Annotated in this window: 16 protein-coding genes; 11 read left to right on the top strand and 5 right to left on the bottom strand. The window is 67.3% G+C overall.

The genetic code is table 11. From position 1 onward, the window contains the following. Positions 1–795: 795 nt before the first annotated feature. Together ACR65J_RS04835 and ACR65J_RS04830 are read right to left on the bottom strand one after the other, a co-directional pair. On the bottom strand, positions 796–1,227 hold the full coding sequence (locus tag ACR65J_RS04835; protein WP_440166545.1) for a hypothetical protein: 432 nt from the start codon (positions 1,225–1,227) through the stop codon (positions 796–798). A 51-nt stretch (positions 1,228–1,278) separates the two neighbouring features. Then, positions 1,279–1,932, bottom strand: a complete 654-nt coding sequence (locus tag ACR65J_RS04830) for a trimeric intracellular cation channel family protein (RefSeq protein ID WP_440166543.1) — start codon at positions 1,930–1,932, stop codon at positions 1,279–1,281. Positions 1,933–1,993: 61 nt separating this feature from the next. On the opposite strand from ACR65J_RS04830, the gene ACR65J_RS04825 reads away from it, so the two are divergent. Genes ACR65J_RS04825 through ACR65J_RS04805 form a run of 5 tightly spaced genes read left to right on the top strand, consistent with a single transcriptional unit; the run spans position 1,994 to position 7,735 of the window. Next, a complete protein-coding gene (locus ACR65J_RS04825; RefSeq protein WP_440166541.1) occupies positions 1,994–2,851 on the top strand; it encodes a sirohydrochlorin chelatase in 858 nt (285 codons plus the stop codon). A gap of 54 nt (positions 2,852–2,905) precedes the next feature. Then, the gene (locus ACR65J_RS04820) at positions 2,906–4,651 is read left to right on the top strand and encodes a nitrite/sulfite reductase (RefSeq protein WP_440166539.1); all 1,746 of its coding nucleotides are present in this window, start codon (positions 2,906–2,908) and stop codon (positions 4,649–4,651) included. Then, entirely contained in the window at positions 4,651–5,379 is a 729-nt protein-coding gene (locus ACR65J_RS04815) for a phosphoadenylyl-sulfate reductase (RefSeq protein ID WP_440166536.1), read from the top strand. Before ACR65J_RS04820 ends, ACR65J_RS04815 begins: the two co-directional genes overlap by 1 nt. Next, positions 5,376–6,320 (top strand): sulfate adenylyltransferase subunit CysD, encoded by a 945-nt coding sequence (gene cysD, locus ACR65J_RS04810; protein WP_018769004.1) that lies wholly within the window; start codon positions 5,376–5,378, stop codon positions 6,318–6,320. Before ACR65J_RS04815 ends, cysD begins: the two co-directional genes overlap by 4 nt. Continuing rightward, complete coding sequence (locus tag ACR65J_RS04805) at positions 6,320–7,735, top strand: sulfate adenylyltransferase subunit 1 (RefSeq protein WP_440166534.1); 1,416 nt, start codon at positions 6,320–6,322, stop codon at positions 7,733–7,735. Before cysD ends, ACR65J_RS04805 begins: the two co-directional genes overlap by 1 nt. Before the next feature lie 91 nt (positions 7,736–7,826). On the opposite strand, the gene ACR65J_RS04800 is transcribed toward ACR65J_RS04805, so the two are convergent. Beyond that, a complete protein-coding gene (locus ACR65J_RS04800; RefSeq protein WP_440166532.1) occupies positions 7,827–8,264 on the bottom strand; it encodes an SRPBCC family protein in 438 nt (145 codons plus the stop codon). 75 nt (positions 8,265–8,339) lie between these two features. On the opposite strand from ACR65J_RS04800, the gene ACR65J_RS04795 reads away from it, so the two are divergent. From ACR65J_RS04795 to ACR65J_RS04770, 6 genes are all read left to right on the top strand, one after another. After that, entirely contained in the window at positions 8,340–9,506 is a 1,167-nt protein-coding gene (locus tag ACR65J_RS04795) for an RtcB family protein (protein ID WP_440166530.1), read from the top strand. A 130-nt stretch (positions 9,507–9,636) separates the two neighbouring features. Further along, positions 9,637–10,764: an ABC transporter substrate-binding protein gene (locus ACR65J_RS04790; RefSeq protein WP_440166673.1), complete on the top strand. Its 1,128-nt coding sequence runs from the start codon at positions 9,637–9,639 to the stop codon at positions 10,762–10,764. A 27-nt stretch (positions 10,765–10,791) separates the two neighbouring features. Beyond that, positions 10,792–11,517, top strand: coding sequence for an ABC transporter ATP-binding protein (locus tag ACR65J_RS04785; protein WP_159631168.1), 726 nt, complete (start codon positions 10,792–10,794; stop codon positions 11,515–11,517). Further along, positions 11,507–12,445: an ABC transporter permease gene (locus ACR65J_RS04780; protein WP_440166528.1), complete on the top strand. Its 939-nt coding sequence runs from the start codon at positions 11,507–11,509 to the stop codon at positions 12,443–12,445. The genes ACR65J_RS04785 and ACR65J_RS04780 overlap by 11 nt, the downstream gene beginning before the upstream one ends. Positions 12,446–12,716: 271 nt before the next feature. Then, positions 12,717–13,979 (top strand): uroporphyrinogen-III C-methyltransferase, encoded by a 1,263-nt coding sequence (cobA, locus tag ACR65J_RS04775; RefSeq protein ID WP_440166526.1) that lies wholly within the window; start codon positions 12,717–12,719, stop codon positions 13,977–13,979. An 87-nt stretch (positions 13,980–14,066) separates the two neighbouring features. Beyond that, positions 14,067–15,533 carry an FAD-dependent oxidoreductase gene (locus ACR65J_RS04770; RefSeq protein ID WP_440166524.1) on the top strand — a complete coding sequence of 489 codons (1,467 nt, stop codon included), beginning with the start codon at positions 14,067–14,069 and terminating at the stop codon, positions 15,531–15,533. A 69-nt stretch (positions 15,534–15,602) separates the two neighbouring features. Here ACR65J_RS04770 and ACR65J_RS04765 read toward each other — a convergent pair whose 3' ends face one another. Together ACR65J_RS04765 and ACR65J_RS04760 are read right to left on the bottom strand one after the other, a co-directional pair. Further along, positions 15,603–16,820, bottom strand: coding sequence for an SRPBCC family protein (locus tag ACR65J_RS04765; RefSeq protein WP_440166522.1), 1,218 nt, complete (start codon positions 16,818–16,820; stop codon positions 15,603–15,605). Between the two features lie 28 nt (positions 16,821–16,848). Then, positions 16,849–17,676, bottom strand: coding sequence for a DUF1206 domain-containing protein (locus tag ACR65J_RS04760; protein WP_440166520.1), 828 nt, complete (start codon positions 17,674–17,676; stop codon positions 16,849–16,851). Positions 17,677–17,678: the final 2 nt, after the last annotated feature.

Below are 17,678 nucleotides of genomic sequence, written 5' to 3'. Positions count from 1 at the left end.
CCTCTGTAACTGCATGTGTCAAAGAATTTTCTGCGAGCTCCGACGGCCTGCGTGGAACCGTCCTCGCTCAATTGCGCGATTTACAGCTGGACAGGTAGGTCCGAACCCCTTCGGTACGCGGGGCCGGGACTCTGCCCAGCCTAAAAATCACGCAATGGTGCTCTGACGGCCGGCGGGCGGCTCACGTGTTTGTCCGCCGCGCCCATCTACCAGCTGTGGACTCTCAACGACCCAATTGGCCTGCACTTAAGCCGGAGCCACCCCACCCGTACGCCCGGAGTCGTCGACCACGGCCGGCCCAAGTACCCGAGGCATCCCTGGCTGCCCGTGCTGGGGCTCGCTGACGTGCTTATTCATGCGTTGCACTGTCTGCCGGAGCTGGAGGCGCTGGTGATGGTGCAGTCGGCTGTGGGCGCCGGTGACATCTCTCTCTCGATTTCCTCTACGCGCGCTGCCATGGGCGCCGCAATGGGCGTGTCAGGTCGGTTCTGGACCTGGTGATTCCGCGCGCGGACTCAGTGCTGGAGGTACTCGCAAATGTCCATTTTGCGCGGGCCGGATTACGGGTTCGGCGGCATGTCTACATTTGCCGGAGTTGGAGAGGTGGGCCCGAGGCCATGGTCGCGGAGGTCCAGGCGGTGCTGCGGGTGTGGCGGAGGCCAACGAACAGCGGGCCTGGCGACCTGTTTGCGTGATTTATGGTGTGTTAACCGACGAGTGCCCCTGCAAACGCAGGGGCACTCGCCAAAATCCGGTCCATAAGTGACGCATTCACGTCAACGGAGAAGGGAGCCCTTACTCTTCCTCTTCGTCGTCCTCGAAGGCCCACTCGAACATGTCGAAGACGAACTCGGAGAAGGTGCCTTCCTCGGACTTCCACTGGCCGCGGGCATTATTGCGGCGGTATACGATAGGGTCCGGAACGCTGAGGTCGCCTACGCGAAAGCCCCAGGTGAACGCTTCCTCTTCGTCCTCGAGGAACATGAGGAAGCCTTCGTCATCGACCTCAAGCTCCTCGGGGTCCCAGAAGTAGTGGTAGGCCTCCATCAAATCTTCGCAGCCACCCAGTGCAAGGTAGAACTCGCGCAGGACCAGGGGGATCTCGAACTGGTGCTCCGCGAGGGCTTTGTCCAGTTCCTCGGGGGTCAGGCCGTCTGCTTCCTGCCATTCATCCTCGAGATACTTCGGAACAAGCGCGCGGAACTTCTCGAGGAACATGTCAGTCATGCTCATATCCTAGCTAATCGCGGCGCTCCCAAAATGACATCGAAACCAACGTCACAGCCCCGAATCGCTGGCCCTCCGGTGCCACCCGCGGACGGCGAGCGGCGCCTGCCAGGAGCGCCGCCAGGCCAGGACACGGAACGTGAAAACCAGTGCCGCAATGCCGGCTGCGGTCAGCACATTGAACACGCCGAGGACCCACAGCACGGCTGTCAGCGAGGAACCCACGAATGCCGGCAGAGCGTAGATATCCTTCGGGTTGAACAGCTCGGGTACCTCATTGGCCGTGATGTCGCGGAGCAGGCCGCCGCCCACCGCCGTCGTCACCCCCAGCAGCACGGATGCCACCGGGTTCAGGTCGGTGGCGAGGGCCTTGAGCGTGCCGGTCATGCAGAACAGGGCCAGACCGGCGGCGTCGAAAAGGATCAGCAGCGAGGTGTAGCGCTGCACGCTGGAGAACAGGAAGAACACCAGCACCGTGGCCAGCAGCGGCGGGGCCAGGTATGCCGGGTTGGTGAACGCCGCGGGGACAAGGGCGAGGATGATGTCCCGGATGACGCCGCCGCCGAGCCCCACCAGGGAGGCGAGCAACAGTGATCCCACAATGTCGATCTGCTTCCGCGCCGCCAGCAGCGATCCCGAGACGGCAAAGAAGAACACGCCGAGCAGATCCAGCCACACCGGGGAGTTGTCAAAGGCGAATGTCATGGGGCGTCCCCGGTATTTCAAAGAGGGCGGACAGGGCGGCTCCAACGTTACGCTAGCCCCTATGAACAGCCCCATCATGATTGCCTGTGCCCATGGGACGTCCAACACACAGGGGGCCGCGGAGGTCAATGCCCTGCGCGCCGCCATTGCTGAACTGCGGCCGGGCCTTGATGTCCGGGAAGCCTATGTGGACGTCCAGCAGCCGGACCTGGTGGATGTGGTGGCGGGCCTGCCTGAGGGGGAGGCCGCCGTGGTGGTTCCCTTGCTGCTGAGCGTCGGCTACCACGTCAAGGTGGACATCGCCCGGGCCGTGAAGAGCCGTCCGGGCAGTGCGGCCGCCGCGCCGCTGGGCCCCGACCCGCGGCTGGCCAAACTGCTGGACCAGCGGCTGCGCGAGGCCGGCGTGACGGACAACGATGTGATCGTCCTGGCCGCGGCGGGCTCCTCCAACCCCAACGCCGCCGTCAGCGTCGAGGAACTGCTGGGCCAGCTGCGCGAGTTGCGGTCCAACCGGATGGTGGCCGCCTATGGTGCCTCGGCCAAACCGTCAGTGCCCGACGCCGTCGCGATGCTTCGTGAGGAACTGGAAGGAGGTGCCGGGGCGGGGGAGTCCGCAGGGGCTGTGGACGTCGGCGGCCGCGTGGTGATTGCCTCCTACCTCCTGGCACCGGGGTTCTTCCACGACCAGCTGGCCAAGGCGGGGGCCGACGTCGTGACCGAACCCCTGCTGCCGTCCCCGGTGCTCGCGGAAATCGCGCTGGACAGGTACGACGCCGCCGTCGCAAAGATGAACGAAGCGCCCGCAGCAGCACCCCGGGAACCGGCTGCGGCGGCCCCCGCGGAAGCGCCAGCAAATGCACAGGAGGGTGGCTTCTTCAAGGCCGTCCGGCGTTTCGTGACGAAATATTTCCCTAGGTGACTTAGCGTTTCCGGGCCTTTGTGACGCGATTCGGGCGGGACCTACAGTCGATGCATGACTGATACAGCTCTAGCCGGAGCGTCTGCGGACTCCGCTGCCGCCAAGCGCCCCGCCCGCCCGTCACGACCCGCTGCGAAGCCGCACGGGCAGTGGAAAGTGGACGGCAAGACGCCCCTGAACGCCAACGAAACCTGGAAACAGGAAGACGACGGCCTTAACGTGCGCGAGCGTATCGAAACCATTTACGCCAAAGAGGGCTTCGACGCGATCCCCGGCCAGGACCTGCACGGCCGGTTCCGCTGGTGGGGCCTGTACACCCAGCGCAAGCCCGGGATCGACGGCGGCAAGACCGCAACCCTTGAGCCGCACGAGCTCGAGGACAAGTACTTCATGCTCCGCGTGCGCATCGACGGCGGCGCCCTCACTACCGAACAGCTGCGCGTCATCGGCCAGATCTCCGTGGACTTCGCCCGGGACTCCGCCGACCTCACCGACCGGCAGAACATCCAGCTGCACTGGATCCGCGTCGAAGACATTCCGGAAATCTGGAACCGCCTGGAAGGCGTTGGCCTGTCCACCACCGAGGCCTGCGGTGACGTTCCCCGCGTCATCCTGGGCTCCCCGGTGGCCGGCATTGCCAAGGACGAGATCATCGACCCCACCCCGCTCATCGAGGAGCTGGGGGAGCGGTTCATCGGCAACCCGCTGCTGTCCAACCTGCCGCGCAAATACAAGACCGCCATCACCGGCCACCCCAGCCAGGACGTGGTGCACGAGATCAACGACTGCGCCTTCGTGGGCATTGAGCACCCCGAACTGGGCGTGGGCTACGACCTGTGGGTGGGCGGCGCGCTGTCCACCAACCCGATGCTCGGCAAGCGGCTGGGCGCCTTCGTCCAGCCGGACCAGGCAGCGGACGTATGGCTGGGCGTCACCAGCATCTTCCGCGACTACGGCTACCGCCGCATGCGCACCAAGGCCCGCCTGAAGTTCCTGCTGGCCGACTGGGGTCCGGAGAAGTTCCGCCAGATCCTCGAGGACGAATACCTGGGCTACAGGCTGGCCGACGGTCCCGCCGCGCCGAAGCCGACCACCCCGGGCGACCACATTGGCGTGCACGAGCAGAAGGACGGCAAGTTCTTCATCGGCGCCACCCCGCTGGCCGGCCGCCTCTCCGGCTCCGGTCTGGTCAAGCTCGCGGACACGCTCGAGGCCCGCGGCTCCTACCGGCTGCGCACCACCCCGCACCAGAAGCTCGTGGTCCTGGACGTCGAGAAGGACCACGTGGAGCCCCTGGTGGCCGAGCTGGATGCCCTGGGCCTGTCCGCCCGCCCGTCCGTGTTCCGCCGCGGCACCATCGCCTGCACCGGCATCGAGTACTGCAAGCTGGCCATCGTGGAGACCAAGCACACCGCCGCAACCGCCGTGGCCGAGCTGGAACGCCGCCTGGCCGACCTCGCCGGCTCGGGCCAGCTGCCGCAGGCACTGTCGCTGCACATCAACGGCTGCCCCAACTCCTGCGCCCGCATCCAGACGGCGGACATCGGCCTGAAGGGCATGATGCTGCCAACGCCCGACGGCGACCCCTCCCCGGGTTTCCAGGTCCACCTGGGCGGCGGGCTGGCTTCCAACGACCGCGAGGAAGCAGGGCTGGGACGCACCGTCCGCGGCCTGAAGGTGTACGTGGACGACCTGCCCGACTACGTGGAGCGCGTTGTCCGCCGCTTCGTCGCCGACCGCGCCGAAGGCCAAACCTTCGCCGAATGGGCCCACGCAGCAGACGAGGAGGCACTCCAGTAATGGCGAAACACCTGGCACCCGCACCCGCCAAGCGCCCCGTGGAGGAGCTCAAGGCCCTGGCCGAAGCCGGCGCTGCCGAACTCGGCTGGGACGCCCCCGCCCGCGACGTGATCGCCTGGGTGGAGCGCAACTTCGAACTGCCCGCCGTCGCCGTCGCCTGCTCCATGGCCGACGCCGTCCTGCCCGCCCTCGTGGCAGACCAGATGCCCGGCGTCGACGTCCTTTTCCTGGAGACCGGCTACCACTTCCCGGAAACCTACGCCACGCGCGATGAGGTGGCCGCGAACCTCCGCGTCAACGTGGTGGACGTGCTCCCCGAGAACACGGTGGAGCAGCAGGACCGGCTGCTGGGCAAGGACCTCTTCGCCCGTGACGCCGCCCAGTGCTGCGCCCTCCGCAAGGTGGCCCCGCTGCAGCGCACCCTGGCCGGCTACGAACTTTGGTTCACCGGCGTCCGCCGCGACGAAGCCCCCACCCGGACCAACACGCCGCTGGTCTCGTGGGACGAGAAGAACGGCCTGGTCAAGGTCAATCCCATGGCCGCCTGGACGTTCGACCAGCTGGTCCAGTACTCCGACGACAACCTCCTGCCCGTCAACCCGCTGCTTTCCCAGGGCTACCCCTCCATCGGCTGCCAGCCCTGCACCCGCAAAGTGGCACCCGGCGAGGATCCCCGCGCCGGCCGCTGGGCAGGATCCGACAAGACAGAATGCGGGCTACACGTATGAGCACTTCACTTACCGAGGAGACCCAGGTGACTGACGCCGCCGTATCCACGCGCCTGTCCAGCCTGGACACCCTCGAGTCCGAGGCCATCCACATCATCCGCGAGGTTGTTGCCGAGTTCGAGAAGCCTGCGCTGCTGTTCTCCGGCGGCAAGGACTCCGTGGTGATGCTGCACCTGGCCACCAAGGCGTTCTGGCCGGGCAAGGTTCCGTTCCCCGTGCTGCACGTGGATACCGGCCACAACTTCCCCGAAGTCATCGACTTCCGCGACCGCACGGTGGAGCGGCTGGGCCTGAAGCTGGTGGTGGGCTCCGTGCAGGAGTTCATCGACCGCGGCGAACTGGCCGAGCGTGCCGACGGCACCCGCAACCCCCTGCAGACCGTCCCGCTGCTGGACGCCATCCAGCAGAACAAGTTCGACGCCGTGTTCGGCGGCGGCCGCCGCGACGAAGACAAGGCCCGCGCCAAGGAGCGCATCCTGAGCCTGCGGGACGAGTTCGGCCAGTGGGACCCGCGCAACCAGCGCCCCGAGCTCTGGAACCTGTACAACGGCCGCCACACCGTGGGCCAGCACGTCCGTGCGTTCCCCATCAGCAACTGGACCGAGCTGGACATCTGGCGCTACATCGAGCGTGAGAACATCGAGCTGCCCGGCCTGTACTACGCCCACGAGCGCGAGGTCTTCGCCCGTGACGGCATGTGGCGCGCGGTGGGTGAAGTGTCCCAGCCCCGCGACGGCGAAGAGGTCATCACCAAGACCGTCCGCTACCGCACCGTTGGGGACATGTCCTGCACCGGCGCCGTCGAATCCAACGCCTACACCGTGTCCGACGTCGTGGTGGAAGTCGCCGCGTCCACCCTCACCGAACGTGGCGCCACCCGTGCAGATGACCGCATCTCCGAGGCCGCCATGGAAGACCGCAAGAAGGACGGGTACTTCTAATGACCACCGCAACTGTTTTGTCCGGCTCCGCCGGTGGCCTGGAAACAGCCCTGCCCACCACGCTCTTCCGGTTCGCCACGGCAGGGTCGGTCGACGACGGCAAGTCCACTTTGGTGGGCCGCCTCCTCCACGATTCCAAGGCCATCCTGGCTGACCAGCTCGACGCCGTCGCCCGCACGTCTGCCGACCGCGGCTTCGGTGGCGAGAAGGGCGGCATCGACCTGGCCCTGCTGACCGACGGCCTGCGCGCCGAACGCGAACAGGGCATCACCATCGACGTGGCCTACCGCTACTTCGCCACCGACCAGCGCAGCTTCATCCTGGCCGACTGCCCCGGGCACGTGCAGTACACCAAGAACACGGTGACCGGCGCCTCCACTGCGGATGCCGTCGTCGTCCTCATCGACGCCCGCAAGGGTGTCCTGGAGCAGACCCGCCGGCACCTGTCCGTGCTGCAGCTGCTGCGCGTTGCGCATGTGATCGTGGCCGTGAACAAGATCGACCTGGTGGACTTCAGCGAATCCGTGTTCCGCGGTATCGAGGCTGACGTGCAGCAGGTGGGCCGCGAACTGGGCCTAGGATCCGACGGAATCAGCGACCTGCTGGTCATCCCCGTTTCCGCGCTCGACGGCGACAACGTGGTGGAGCGCTCGGAGCGCACCCCCTGGTACACGGGTCCCGCGCTGCTGGAGGTCCTCGAAACCCTGCCCGCTGCGGACGAACTCGAGAGCCACCTGGAAAGCTTCCGCTTCCCGGTGCAGCTGGTCGTCCGGCCCCAGGGAGCCCTGGCTCCCGACGCCGTGGCCGCCGGCCTGAACGTGGAGGCCTACCGCGACTACCGCGCGTATGCAGGCCAGATCACCGAAGGGTCCGTGAAGGTAGGGGACCAGGTGTCCGTGCTCACGCCGGGCCAGTCGCCGAGGACCACCGCCGTGGTGGGCATCGACTTCGCCGGGAAGTCCCTGGAGGAAGCTGCCGCCCCCCAGTCGGTAGCCATTCGCTTGGCCGACGAGTTCGACGTGGCCCGCGGTGACACCATTGCCGCTGCCGGCACTGTCCGCGAAGCCTCCGCCGACCTCTACGCGGCCCTGTGCTGGCTGTCCCCGAAGCCGCTCCGCGAGGGCCAGAAGGTGCTGGTCAAGCACGGCACCCGCACCGTGCAGGCGATGGTCCGCAGCGTCTCCGGCAAGCTGGACCTGGCCACCTTCAAGCTCGAGGGCGCGTCCAGCCTGGAGCTCAACGACATCGGGCACGCGCAGCTCCGCCTTGCCGCCCCGCTGCCGCTGGAGAACTACCTGCACCACCGCCGCACGGGCGCGTTCCTGGTGATCGATCCGCTGGACGGCAATACGCTGGCCGCGGGCCTGGTCAAGGACCACCCCGGCGACCACGAGGACGAGCGGTACTCGATCTAGTCGTCGCCCAAATCGCCGGAATGCTGCGGGTTCGCCGGATCACTACGGCTATCCCGCAGCAGTCCGGCGATTTCGCGTTAAGAAGAGGCTGCTATCGCCGGCCCTCAAGGATCGATTTCAGCCGCTGCAGGTCCTTCCGGTTCTCGCGGCGCATCACCGGTTCCATGACCAGTCCGGCCAGCCGCGAGAAACCCGAGGGGCTCCCGCTGTTGCCGAGCGTCATCCGGGTCCCGCCGCCGTCGTCCGTCCAGGTGTAGGTGGTTTGCATGGGAAACGGGCCCTGGTCGGTGCGCATCACCAGCTTTTCGCCCGGGACGTACTCCACGAACTCGTACGTGTAGTTGAGCTCGCGGCCCAGGAACTTCGCCGTGAAGGCCACCTTGGAACCCGGGCGGAGGGGGCCGCCGTCCAGCCGCTGGGATTTGTGGATGTTGACGTACCACCGGGGCGCATTCTCCGGGTCCGCCGCAAAGCCGGCCACCTCGGCGCACGGCCTGTCGATGTGGATGTCCGTCTGGACGCTGACCATTGCTGCATCTCCTTTCGAAGCCCGGGTTAGCCTAGGACTTACCCTAGCCCTGGTGATCGAAGCAGGAGGCGGCACGTGGAAACCATCAGCCCGAAGCTGCTCAACTGGGCGTCCATCCTGGATGACAAGACCCGCGAGCAGGCGGTCATGACGGCCGGACTGCCGTTCATCTACCCGCACCTGGCACTGATGCCGGACGCGCATCTGGGCAAGGGGGCCACAGTGGGCTCCGTCATCCCCACGCTGCGCGCCATCATTCCGGCAGCGGTGGGCGTCGACATCGGCTGCGGCATGATTGCGGTGCGCACCCAGTACTCCGTGCAGGACCTGCCGAAAGACCGGAAGAGCCTGCGGGAGGACATCGAGCGGGTCATCCCGCTGTCCGCCGGGCACAACAACAAGCAGGTCCTGCCCACCGCGGAGCCGCGGATCGCCGAGCTGAAGCAGCGGGCGGCGAAGGCCGGCTTCAACCCGGCCCAGTATGTTGCCAAGTGGGAGCTGCAGCTGGGGTCCCTGGGCTCGGGGAACCATTTCATCGAAATCTCCGCGGATGAGGGCGACGGCGTGTGGCTCTTCCTGCATTCGGGCTCGCGGGGCATCGGCAACAGGATTGCCCAGCACCACATCGGAGTGGCCCAACATGTGAGCCGGAAGAACCAGGTCTACCTGCCGGACCCGGACCTGGCATACCTGGACGAAGGGACGCCCCAGTTCGAGCGGTACATTGCCGAGCTGCGGTGGGCCCAGCACTTCGCGCTGCTGAACCGGGAGGAAATGATGGACCGGGTGGCTGCCCAGTTCAGCCGCTGGGTGGGCGGGCCGGTCCGGGAGCTCGAACGGATCAACTGCCACCACAACTTCACCCAGCAGGAGACGCACTACGGCAAGCCGGTCTGGGTGTCCCGCAAGGGAGCCATCAAAGCCGCCCCCGGCGATCCCGGACTGATCCCCGGATCTATGGGGACGGCGTCGTACGTTGTGGAAGGCCGTGGCAACGCTGCGTCCCTGAACTCCTCCCCGCACGGGGCCGGGCGTGAGTACTCGCGCAACGCCGCCCGGAAAACCTTCACGCTGGAGGAGCTGAAGCGGGCCATGCGCGGGATCGAGTTCCGGGCGTCGGAGGCCTTCATCGATGAAATCCCGGCCGCGTACAAGCCGATCGACCAGGTCATGCAGGACGCCGCGGACCTGGTCACGGTGCGGCACAAGCTGCGGCAGTTGGTCAACGTCAAAGGCAACTGAATCTGCCAAACCGGGCGGCCGTGCGGCGAAATGTGACGCCGGATGAACGTGCGTGACCCCCCGTTTCCGCTTCATTGAACGGGTTTGGGCCACTCCCTATGGTGAAACAATGACTAGTTCCAAGCCCGGGATGACCCGCATCGTGGCAGGCGAAAGCGCGGTCCCTACGCGCAGGCGCGCCTTCGAGGCTGCCCTGGCCATAGGGCTGGTCCTGCTGATCGCCGTCGGGGCCATTGTTGCCTCGAACATCTCCCGCAACACCGAGGCACAGGCCGCCGAACCCACCCCGGCCGCGGAACTGAAACTCGGCTACTTCGGCAACGTCACGCACGCCCCGGCCCTGGTGGGCATCAGCAAGGGGTTCCTGGCGGAGGCGCTGGGCGGCACAAAGCTCAGCTCCGAGACCTTCAATGCGGGACCGGCAGCGATTGAGGCGCTCAACGCAGGTGCCATCGACGCCGCCTACATTGGTCCCAACCCGGCCATCAACTCGTTCGCCAAGAGCCAGGGCCAGTCCGTGCGCGTGATTGCCGGAGCCGCGGCAGGCGGGGCGCAGCTGGTGGTCAAGCCCGGCATCACCTCCGCCGCGGACCTGCGGGGCAAGACCCTGGCAACGCCGCAGCTGGGCGGGACCCAGGACGTTGCCCTGCGCGCGTGGCTCACCAAACAGGGCTACAGAACCAACGTTGACGGCAGCGGCGACGTCGCCATCAACCCCACGGACAACGCCCAAACCCTCAAGCTGTTCCAGGACGGAAAGCTCGACGGCGCGTGGCTGCCTGAGCCGTGGGCGTCACGCCTGGTGCTCCAGGCCGGAGCCAAGGTGCTGGTGGACGAAAAGGACCTGTGGGACGGAAGCGGCACCGGCAAGCCCGGCGAGTTCCCCACCACCGTGCTGATCGTGAACCAGAAGTTTGCTGCCGACCACCCGGACACGGTCAGGGCGCTGCTGGCCGGGCATGCCAAGTCGGTCGCGTGGCTCAACTCGGCACCCTCTGACGAGAAAGCCAAACTGGTCAATGAAGCCCTGCAGGAATCCGCCGGGGCCGCACTACCGGCTGATGTGCTGAACCGTTCCCTTGCCAACATCACCTTCACCCTCGACCCGCTGGCCGGCAGCTATCCCAAGCTGCTGCAGGACGGTGTGGACGCCGGCACCACCAAAAAAGCCGACATCAACGGCCTCTTCGACCTCACCGCGCTCAACCAGGTCACCGGCGCCGGCAAGATTTCGGCAGCCGGCCTCGGCCGGGACTGACCCCCACCACTACATAAGGACGCCACCATGCCAGTCGTACTGGAACACCTGGGCAAGCGCTTCGGCGACGGCGCCCCGGTACTGGACGACGTCAACGCCAACATCAAGCAGGGCGAGTTCGTTGCCCTCCTTGGTGCCTCCGGCTGCGGCAAATCCACCCTCCTGAACATCATCGCGGGACTGGAAGCGCCGACGTCGGGCGCCCTGGAAGTACCCAGCGACGGCGCCGCCTTCATGTTCCAGGACGCGGCACTGTTCCCGTGGCTCACCGCCCGGGAGAACATCGAGCTGGCCCTGAAACTGCGTGGCGTGGGCAAGGCCGAACGCCGCACCAAGGCCCAGGAACTCCTCGAACTGGTGCACCTGGGGTCCGCCGGGGACAAGCGCCCGCACGAACTGTCCGGCGGCATGCGGCAGCGCGTATCCCTGGCCCGCTCCCTGGCCCAGGACCGGCAGCTGCTGCTCATGGATGAACCCTTTGCCGCCCTCGACGCCATCACCCGTGACTTGCTGCACGACGAGCTGGAACGCATCTGGAAGGAAACCGGGCGGACCATCGTCTTCGTGACCCACAATGTCCGCGAGGCCGTCCGGCTGGGCCAGCGCGTCCTGCTGCTGTCCTCCCGCCCCGGACGCGTGGTCCAGGAATGGGACGTCACCGAGGAACACCGAACCGACGCCGGGCTCGCCGGCCAGCTGACCGGGGTCATCACCGCCCGGCTGCGGGAGGAGATTCGCCGCCATGCCAAGTAACCCGACGCCGCTCGCCGAGGTGACCGAAACCCGCGAGCACGTGCATGCCGCCTTGACGCGGACGTCCACGGGCAATGAGGACCTCCGGGAGCTTGAGTCCGGCCTGGACTCGCTGCAGTCCGACGCCGACCGCAAGCACCGCGTCGACTGGAGCCGGATCCTCCTGCCAGTGGCCGCGCTGGTGGTCCTGGTGCTCGTCTGGCAGTTTTACGTCTCGCTCGGTGTGAAGCGGCGCGACCTGGTTCCGGGCCCGCTGGACGTGCTGGGCCAGATGGGAGTCCTCTGGAATGAGGGTAAACTCCAGGAATCCGTCTGGACATCACTGCAGCGTGGGCTGGTGGGCTTCCTGATTTCGGTGGCCATTGCCACTCCCGTGGGCCTGCTGCTGGCCCAGGTGGCACCGCTGCGCCGCGCCTTTGGACCCCTGATTTCCGGACTTCAGGTCCTGCCGTCCGTGGCCTGGGTTCCCGCCGCCATCATCTGGTTCGGCCTCACCGACGCCACCGTCTATTTCGTGGTGTTCATGGGAGCCATTCCGTCCATCATCAACGGACTGATCTCCGGCGTGGACCAGATTCCGCCGCAGTACCGCCGAGTGGGGACCGTCCTGGGTGCGTCCCGGCTGCAGATGGCCTTGCAGGTGATTCTTCCTGCCGCATTGCCCGGCTACCTCAGCGGCCTCAAACAGGGCTGGGCCTTCTCCTGGCGTTCCCTGATGGCGGCGGAAATCATTGCCGTGGGCGGCACGATCGGCTTCGGCCTGGGCTCGCTGCTGGACCAGGGCCGGGACCTGTCCGACATGACCATCGTCATGGCCGCCATCCTGCTGATCCTCGGCGTCGGCATCCTCATTGAGCTGCTGGTCTTCGGGCCCATCGAGAAGCGGCTCCTGCGCCGCCGCGGCCTCCTGGCCGGCAGCACCCGCTGACCCGGCCCCCCCTCCAAAGGCACCCAAGAGCCCGACTGCGACCTCCCGCCGTCGGGCTTTGCCGTTCCCTGACGCGTTTGCGTCACTTTTAGCCCCGCCAGGGCCCTGGCCCCCTGATTTTGCAGGGCGCGCCCGGCCAGAAGGCCCTGAAAGTCCCGCAAATGCGTCACGCCCGCTGCACGGCAGATTCTTTGTGACGCAGCGTTACCTTACGTGAACTGGTGTTGCTGACCCTTTGTGGGCCAATGTGACGCCGCCCTACCGTTGATTCATGGCAATTCAGGACATATACCCCACGGCGCTGCGGCTGCTCGGCCGCCCCGTGCTGGTGGTGGGCGGCGGCCCCGTTGCAGCCCGCCGCGCCAAGGGACTGCTCGACGCCGGTGCCGTGGTGACCGTCGTGGCTCCGGTTGCCTCGCCTGCGCTGCGGGAGATGGCCGACGCCGGCCTGGTCACCTGGGAAGCGCGGCCCTACCGCTCCAGCGACATCGACGGCGTCTGGTTCGTCCAGACCGCAACCGGCGCACCGGAGGTGGACGCCCAGGTGTCGGCCGACGCCGAGGGCCAGCGGGTGTGGTGCGTCAACGCCTCCAACCATGAAGCTTCCGCCGCCTGGACACCCGCTGTGGCCGTGGTGGATGACGTCAAGATCGCCGTCAACGCCGGGGGAGACCCGCGCCGTGCCATGGCCGTCCGCGACGCCGTCGCCACCGCCCTCGAAACCGGAGACCTTCCCCTGCGCCGCCGCCGCGCGCACCAGGGAAGCGTGGCGCTGGTTGGTGGCGGTCCCGGCGATACCGGCCTCATCACGGTCAAGGGCCGCCGTCTCCTGGGCCAGGCCGACGTCGTCGTCGCTGACCGCCTGGGCCCCCGCGAACTGCTGAACGAACTGGCCCCCGACGTCCGCGTCATCGAAGTGGGCAAGACCCCCGGCCACCACCCCGTGCCGCAGGCCGAAATCAACCGCGTCCTGGTGGAGGAAGCCCTCAACGGCCACCGCGTGGTCCGGCTCAAGGGCGGCGACCCGTACGTCCTGGGACGCGGCGGCGAGGAAGCCGAGTACTGCCGGCAGCACGGCGTCGAGGTTGAGGTGGTCTCCGGCGTAACATCTGCCATCTCGGTACCCGCAGCAGCAGGCATTCCCGTCACCCACCGCGGCCTGGCCAAGGGCTTCAGCGTGGTCACCGGCCACGAGGAACTCTCCGAGGTTCCTGCCCGGGCAGATCACACCATCGTCCTGCTCATGGGAGTGGGCCAGCTCCGCGAATCCGCGTCCGCGCTGGGCGAAGCCGGCCTCCCCAGCGACACCCCTGTTGGTATCGTGGAAAACGGCTATTTGCCGGACCAGCGCGTCACCATCGGCACGCTCGGTTCCATCGCCGACCAGGCCCAGGCGGCCGGCGTCGCAAATCCTGCCGTGATTGTCATCGGTGACGTGGTGCGCGTGAGCCCGTTCGCGCCGTCGCACTTCAAAACCGCTGACTACAGCACCACCACCCCGAACCGCCCCCGCAAGACCGCCCTCACCACCTGAAACCCATCGATTGCTCCGTATCGGCCGTTATGAGCCTTCAAAACGACAAGTACTCAGCAATAGATGCAGAAGAAAAGGAACACAGCCGTGTCATCCAGCACAACCGTAGGATCTGCTGCGCGTCCGCTGCGCGTCGCCGTCGTGGGCTCCGGCCCGGCCGGTGTCTACGCCGCCGACATCCTCACCAAGAGCGAAGCCGTCAAGAGCGGCGAGCTGACCGTCAGCATCGACCTCTTTGACCGCTACCCGGCACCCTACGGCCTGATCCGCTACGGCGTGGCCCCGGACCACCCCCGCATCAAGGGCATCGTCAACGCCCTGCACAAGGTGCTGGACCGCGGCGACATCCGCTTCTTCGGCAACGTCGACTACGGCACGGACCTCACCATCGAGGACCTCCGCAAGCACTACGACGCCGTCATCTTCGCCACCGGCGCCATCAAGGATGCGGACCTGAACATCCCCGGCGTCGAGCTGGAGGGCTCCTTCGGCGGCGCCGACTTCGTCTCCTGGTACGACGGACACCCGGACGTGCCCCGCGAGTGGCCCCTGGACGCCAAGGAAATCGCCGTCATCGGCAACGGCAACGTGGCCTTGGACGTGGCCCGTGTCCTGTCCAAGCACGCGGACGACCTGCTGGTCACCGAAATCCCTGACAACGTCTACGCCGGCCTGAAGGCATCGCCCGTCACCGACGTGCACGTCTTTGGCCGCCGCGGCCCCGCCCAGGTTAAGTTCACCCCGCTGGAGCTGCGCGAGCTGTCCCATTCCAAGGACGTGGACATCATCCTGTACCCGGAGGACTTCGAGTTCGACGAGGAATCGGACCGCCAGATCCAGACGAACAACCAGACCAAGACCATGGTGGGCACCCTCACCAACTGGATCGCCGAGCAGCCCGAGGACCTTTCGGAGCTCAAGGCCTCCCGCCGGCTGCACCTGCACTTCCTGCACAGCCCGGTGGAGATTTACGACGACGCCGAAACGCCGGGCAAGGTGGCCGGCATGAAGTTCGAGCGCACTGAGCTGGACGGCACCGGCAACGCCCGCGGCACCGGCGAGTACGTGGACTACCCGGTGCAGGCCGTCTACCGCGCCATCGGCTACTTCGGCTCCGCCCTGCCGGACGTCGAGTTCGACCACAAGAAGGGCGTGGTAACGAACGACGGCGGCCGCGTCCTGGATGCCGACGGCCAGCACGTGCCGGGCCTCTACGCCACCGGCTGGATCAAGCGCGGACCGGTGGGCCTGATCGGCCACACCAAGGGTGACGCCCTGGAGACCGTCACGTACCTGCTGGAAGACCGCGCAAACCTTCCGGTCGCCGAGGCACCCGCAGAGGACGCCGTCACCGAACTCCTCGACGCGCGCGGCGTGAAGTTCACCAGCTGGGAAGGCTGGCTGGCGCTGGACGCCCACGAGCTGGCCCTCGGCGCTGCAGCCACCGACGCCGGCGGCTCCCACGGCGTCGAGGTCAAGCGTGAGCGCATCAAGGTGGTGCCGCGCGAGGACATGGTTGACATCTCCCGCGACGGCGTAGCCGCCCAGGTCTAGGCCTAAGGCAGGAACATAAAGCAGGAACCGCGGGCCCCGCGGTTCCTGCTTCCATTTAACCCGGCTGCGCTATTTACCTGCCCCGCCGATGGCCATGAGCTCCAGGCGCCGGAGGGTCTCGCGGTTGCGTGCTGAAATGATCCGGTCGCGCAGGAACTTGGGCATCAGCTTGCCGGGCCCGTGGATGGCGTCCTCGGCAATGGTCACCAGGCACTGGTTGCCCCGGTCCTCCAGCTTGATTTCCACTTTGGCCTCGCCCATGGGCCAGCCCCGGGCGACAAGGTCCAGTGAACGGCCGGGCTCCACGGCGGTGACGCGGGTGCTGTCGTCGATCACGAACGGCCAGGCACCCACGGAGTGGTGCAGGTTGGCTCCCACCCGGGGCCACTCGGCGTCCACATCCCTGATCCGGGACGCGCCCACCACCCAGCCCGAATAGAGCCAGCCGTCGGCGATGACGCGCCAGGCGTCTGCCGAGGGGGAGTTGAACAGCAGCGAGACGGTGGACATAAACTTCCTTCCGGTTGCGGTTGTGCTTTCCTGAAGCGGGTGGTCTTCGGGTGCGCGGCCGGGTTCCGGGACGCGTCCGACGGCGGGAGGTGCGGGCCGCCGTGCGGCCCGGTAGGACGGCTTCCGCAGGCGCCGGGTCCATCCATACGCTTCAGCCCCGGGCGGCTGGTGCTCCAGGGGATCGAAACGCACAGGGATGTCGGCAGGGTTCTTACCGGCGTGCAGCCGCAGTTCCCCGCACTCCTGCCAGCGGCCGCCCGGCGTGGCCCAGTGCAGACCCAGGACCCATTCCCCGGACGCCAGCGAACCCGGCGGAAGGCTCCGCGTCCGCAGGCCCAGCAGTATAGGCCCCCGCCGGCCGCGGTACGGCATGAGCGTGGTCATGGAGGCTTCCGCCACATCCCGGCGCGGCATCAGCAGGTACCGGCCCGGCAGGCCCCACCCGGTGGAGGCAAGCAGGACGTCCGCGGGCCCGTCGGCATCCGGTCCGGTGGGCGAAACCCGCAGGGCCAGGCCCAGGATGTCCGGCAGTGCCTGCGGCAGCCCCACGGACCGGGAGAAGCGGGCCACCACCTGGTCCGCTCCGGCAGAGTCCAGCCAGTCAATGCCGCTGGGTCCGGCAGGGTTGCCGGTCCTGGCCAGTGTTCCGGCCAGGCCCAGTCCCTCCGGATGGATGGGGCGGCCGGGCCTGGCCAGTTTCAGGAGGCGGAAGAGGGCAGCGAAGGCCTGGCCGGCACTCCCGGTGACGGCGGAACCAACGCGCAGCTGCTGGGTCATACTTCCTTCCTACCCACAAACCCCTGGACTACATGCGGCCAAACCGGGCCCTGATCAGTGCGAAGATCCCGTAGGCGATGAACCCGGCACCGATCGCCACCAGCAGGGTGGGCCCGAAAGGGTGGTCCTGCAGGGCCTTGAGGCTGCCGTCAAGCCCGGTGGATTCGTCGGGCCGGTGCTTGGCGGCGGCGATGATGAACAGCAGCCCGGTAAGGTCCAGGGCAATCCCCTTGGCCACGTGGCCGGTGACGCCCAGGGTGTCGATGAGCCGGCCGCGCCGGGTGCCCTCGAAATGGTACAGCTCCTCCTTGAACCCGCGCCTGAGTCCTTTGACCACGAAGTAGATGCCGATGCCAAGGATGGTCAGCCCCAGCGCGACTAGGACCCACGGCCCAACCGGGTTGTCCATCAGGCTGGCACTGAAGTCCCGGGTGTTGTCACCCGAGTCGCTCCGCTGCCCCAGGGCAAACCCCGCGAAGGTCACGCCCACACTGCCGTACGCGATGGCCAGGAAACCTGAGGAGATGAGTTTGGCGACCCGTTCCTTGTGGGGTTCGCCGCGCATGCGAAGCGTCGCCTCGCTGGCCTGCCACAGCGCAAGGCCGAAGCAGGCCACCACGCACAGCCACATGACGGCCGGACCCCAGGGGTTGTCCGCCAGCCGGGCGATGGCGCCGGTGGGCTCCGCCTCGCCAGGCTGCCCGAACGCGATGGCAATGGCAATGGACCCGATGATGATGTGGAGCAGCGCCATGACGGCAAACCCGGCGCGGGCCAGGACATCCAGGACCTTGTGGTTGGATGCCTCCTCGACAGCATCGGCTGCCTGGCTGAGGGTGGATTCGCCGTCGGACATCT

It is taken from the genome of Arthrobacter sp. SAFR-044 (genome assembly GCF_059414985.1).
This window is presented reverse-complemented; position numbering and strand designations above follow the sequence as displayed.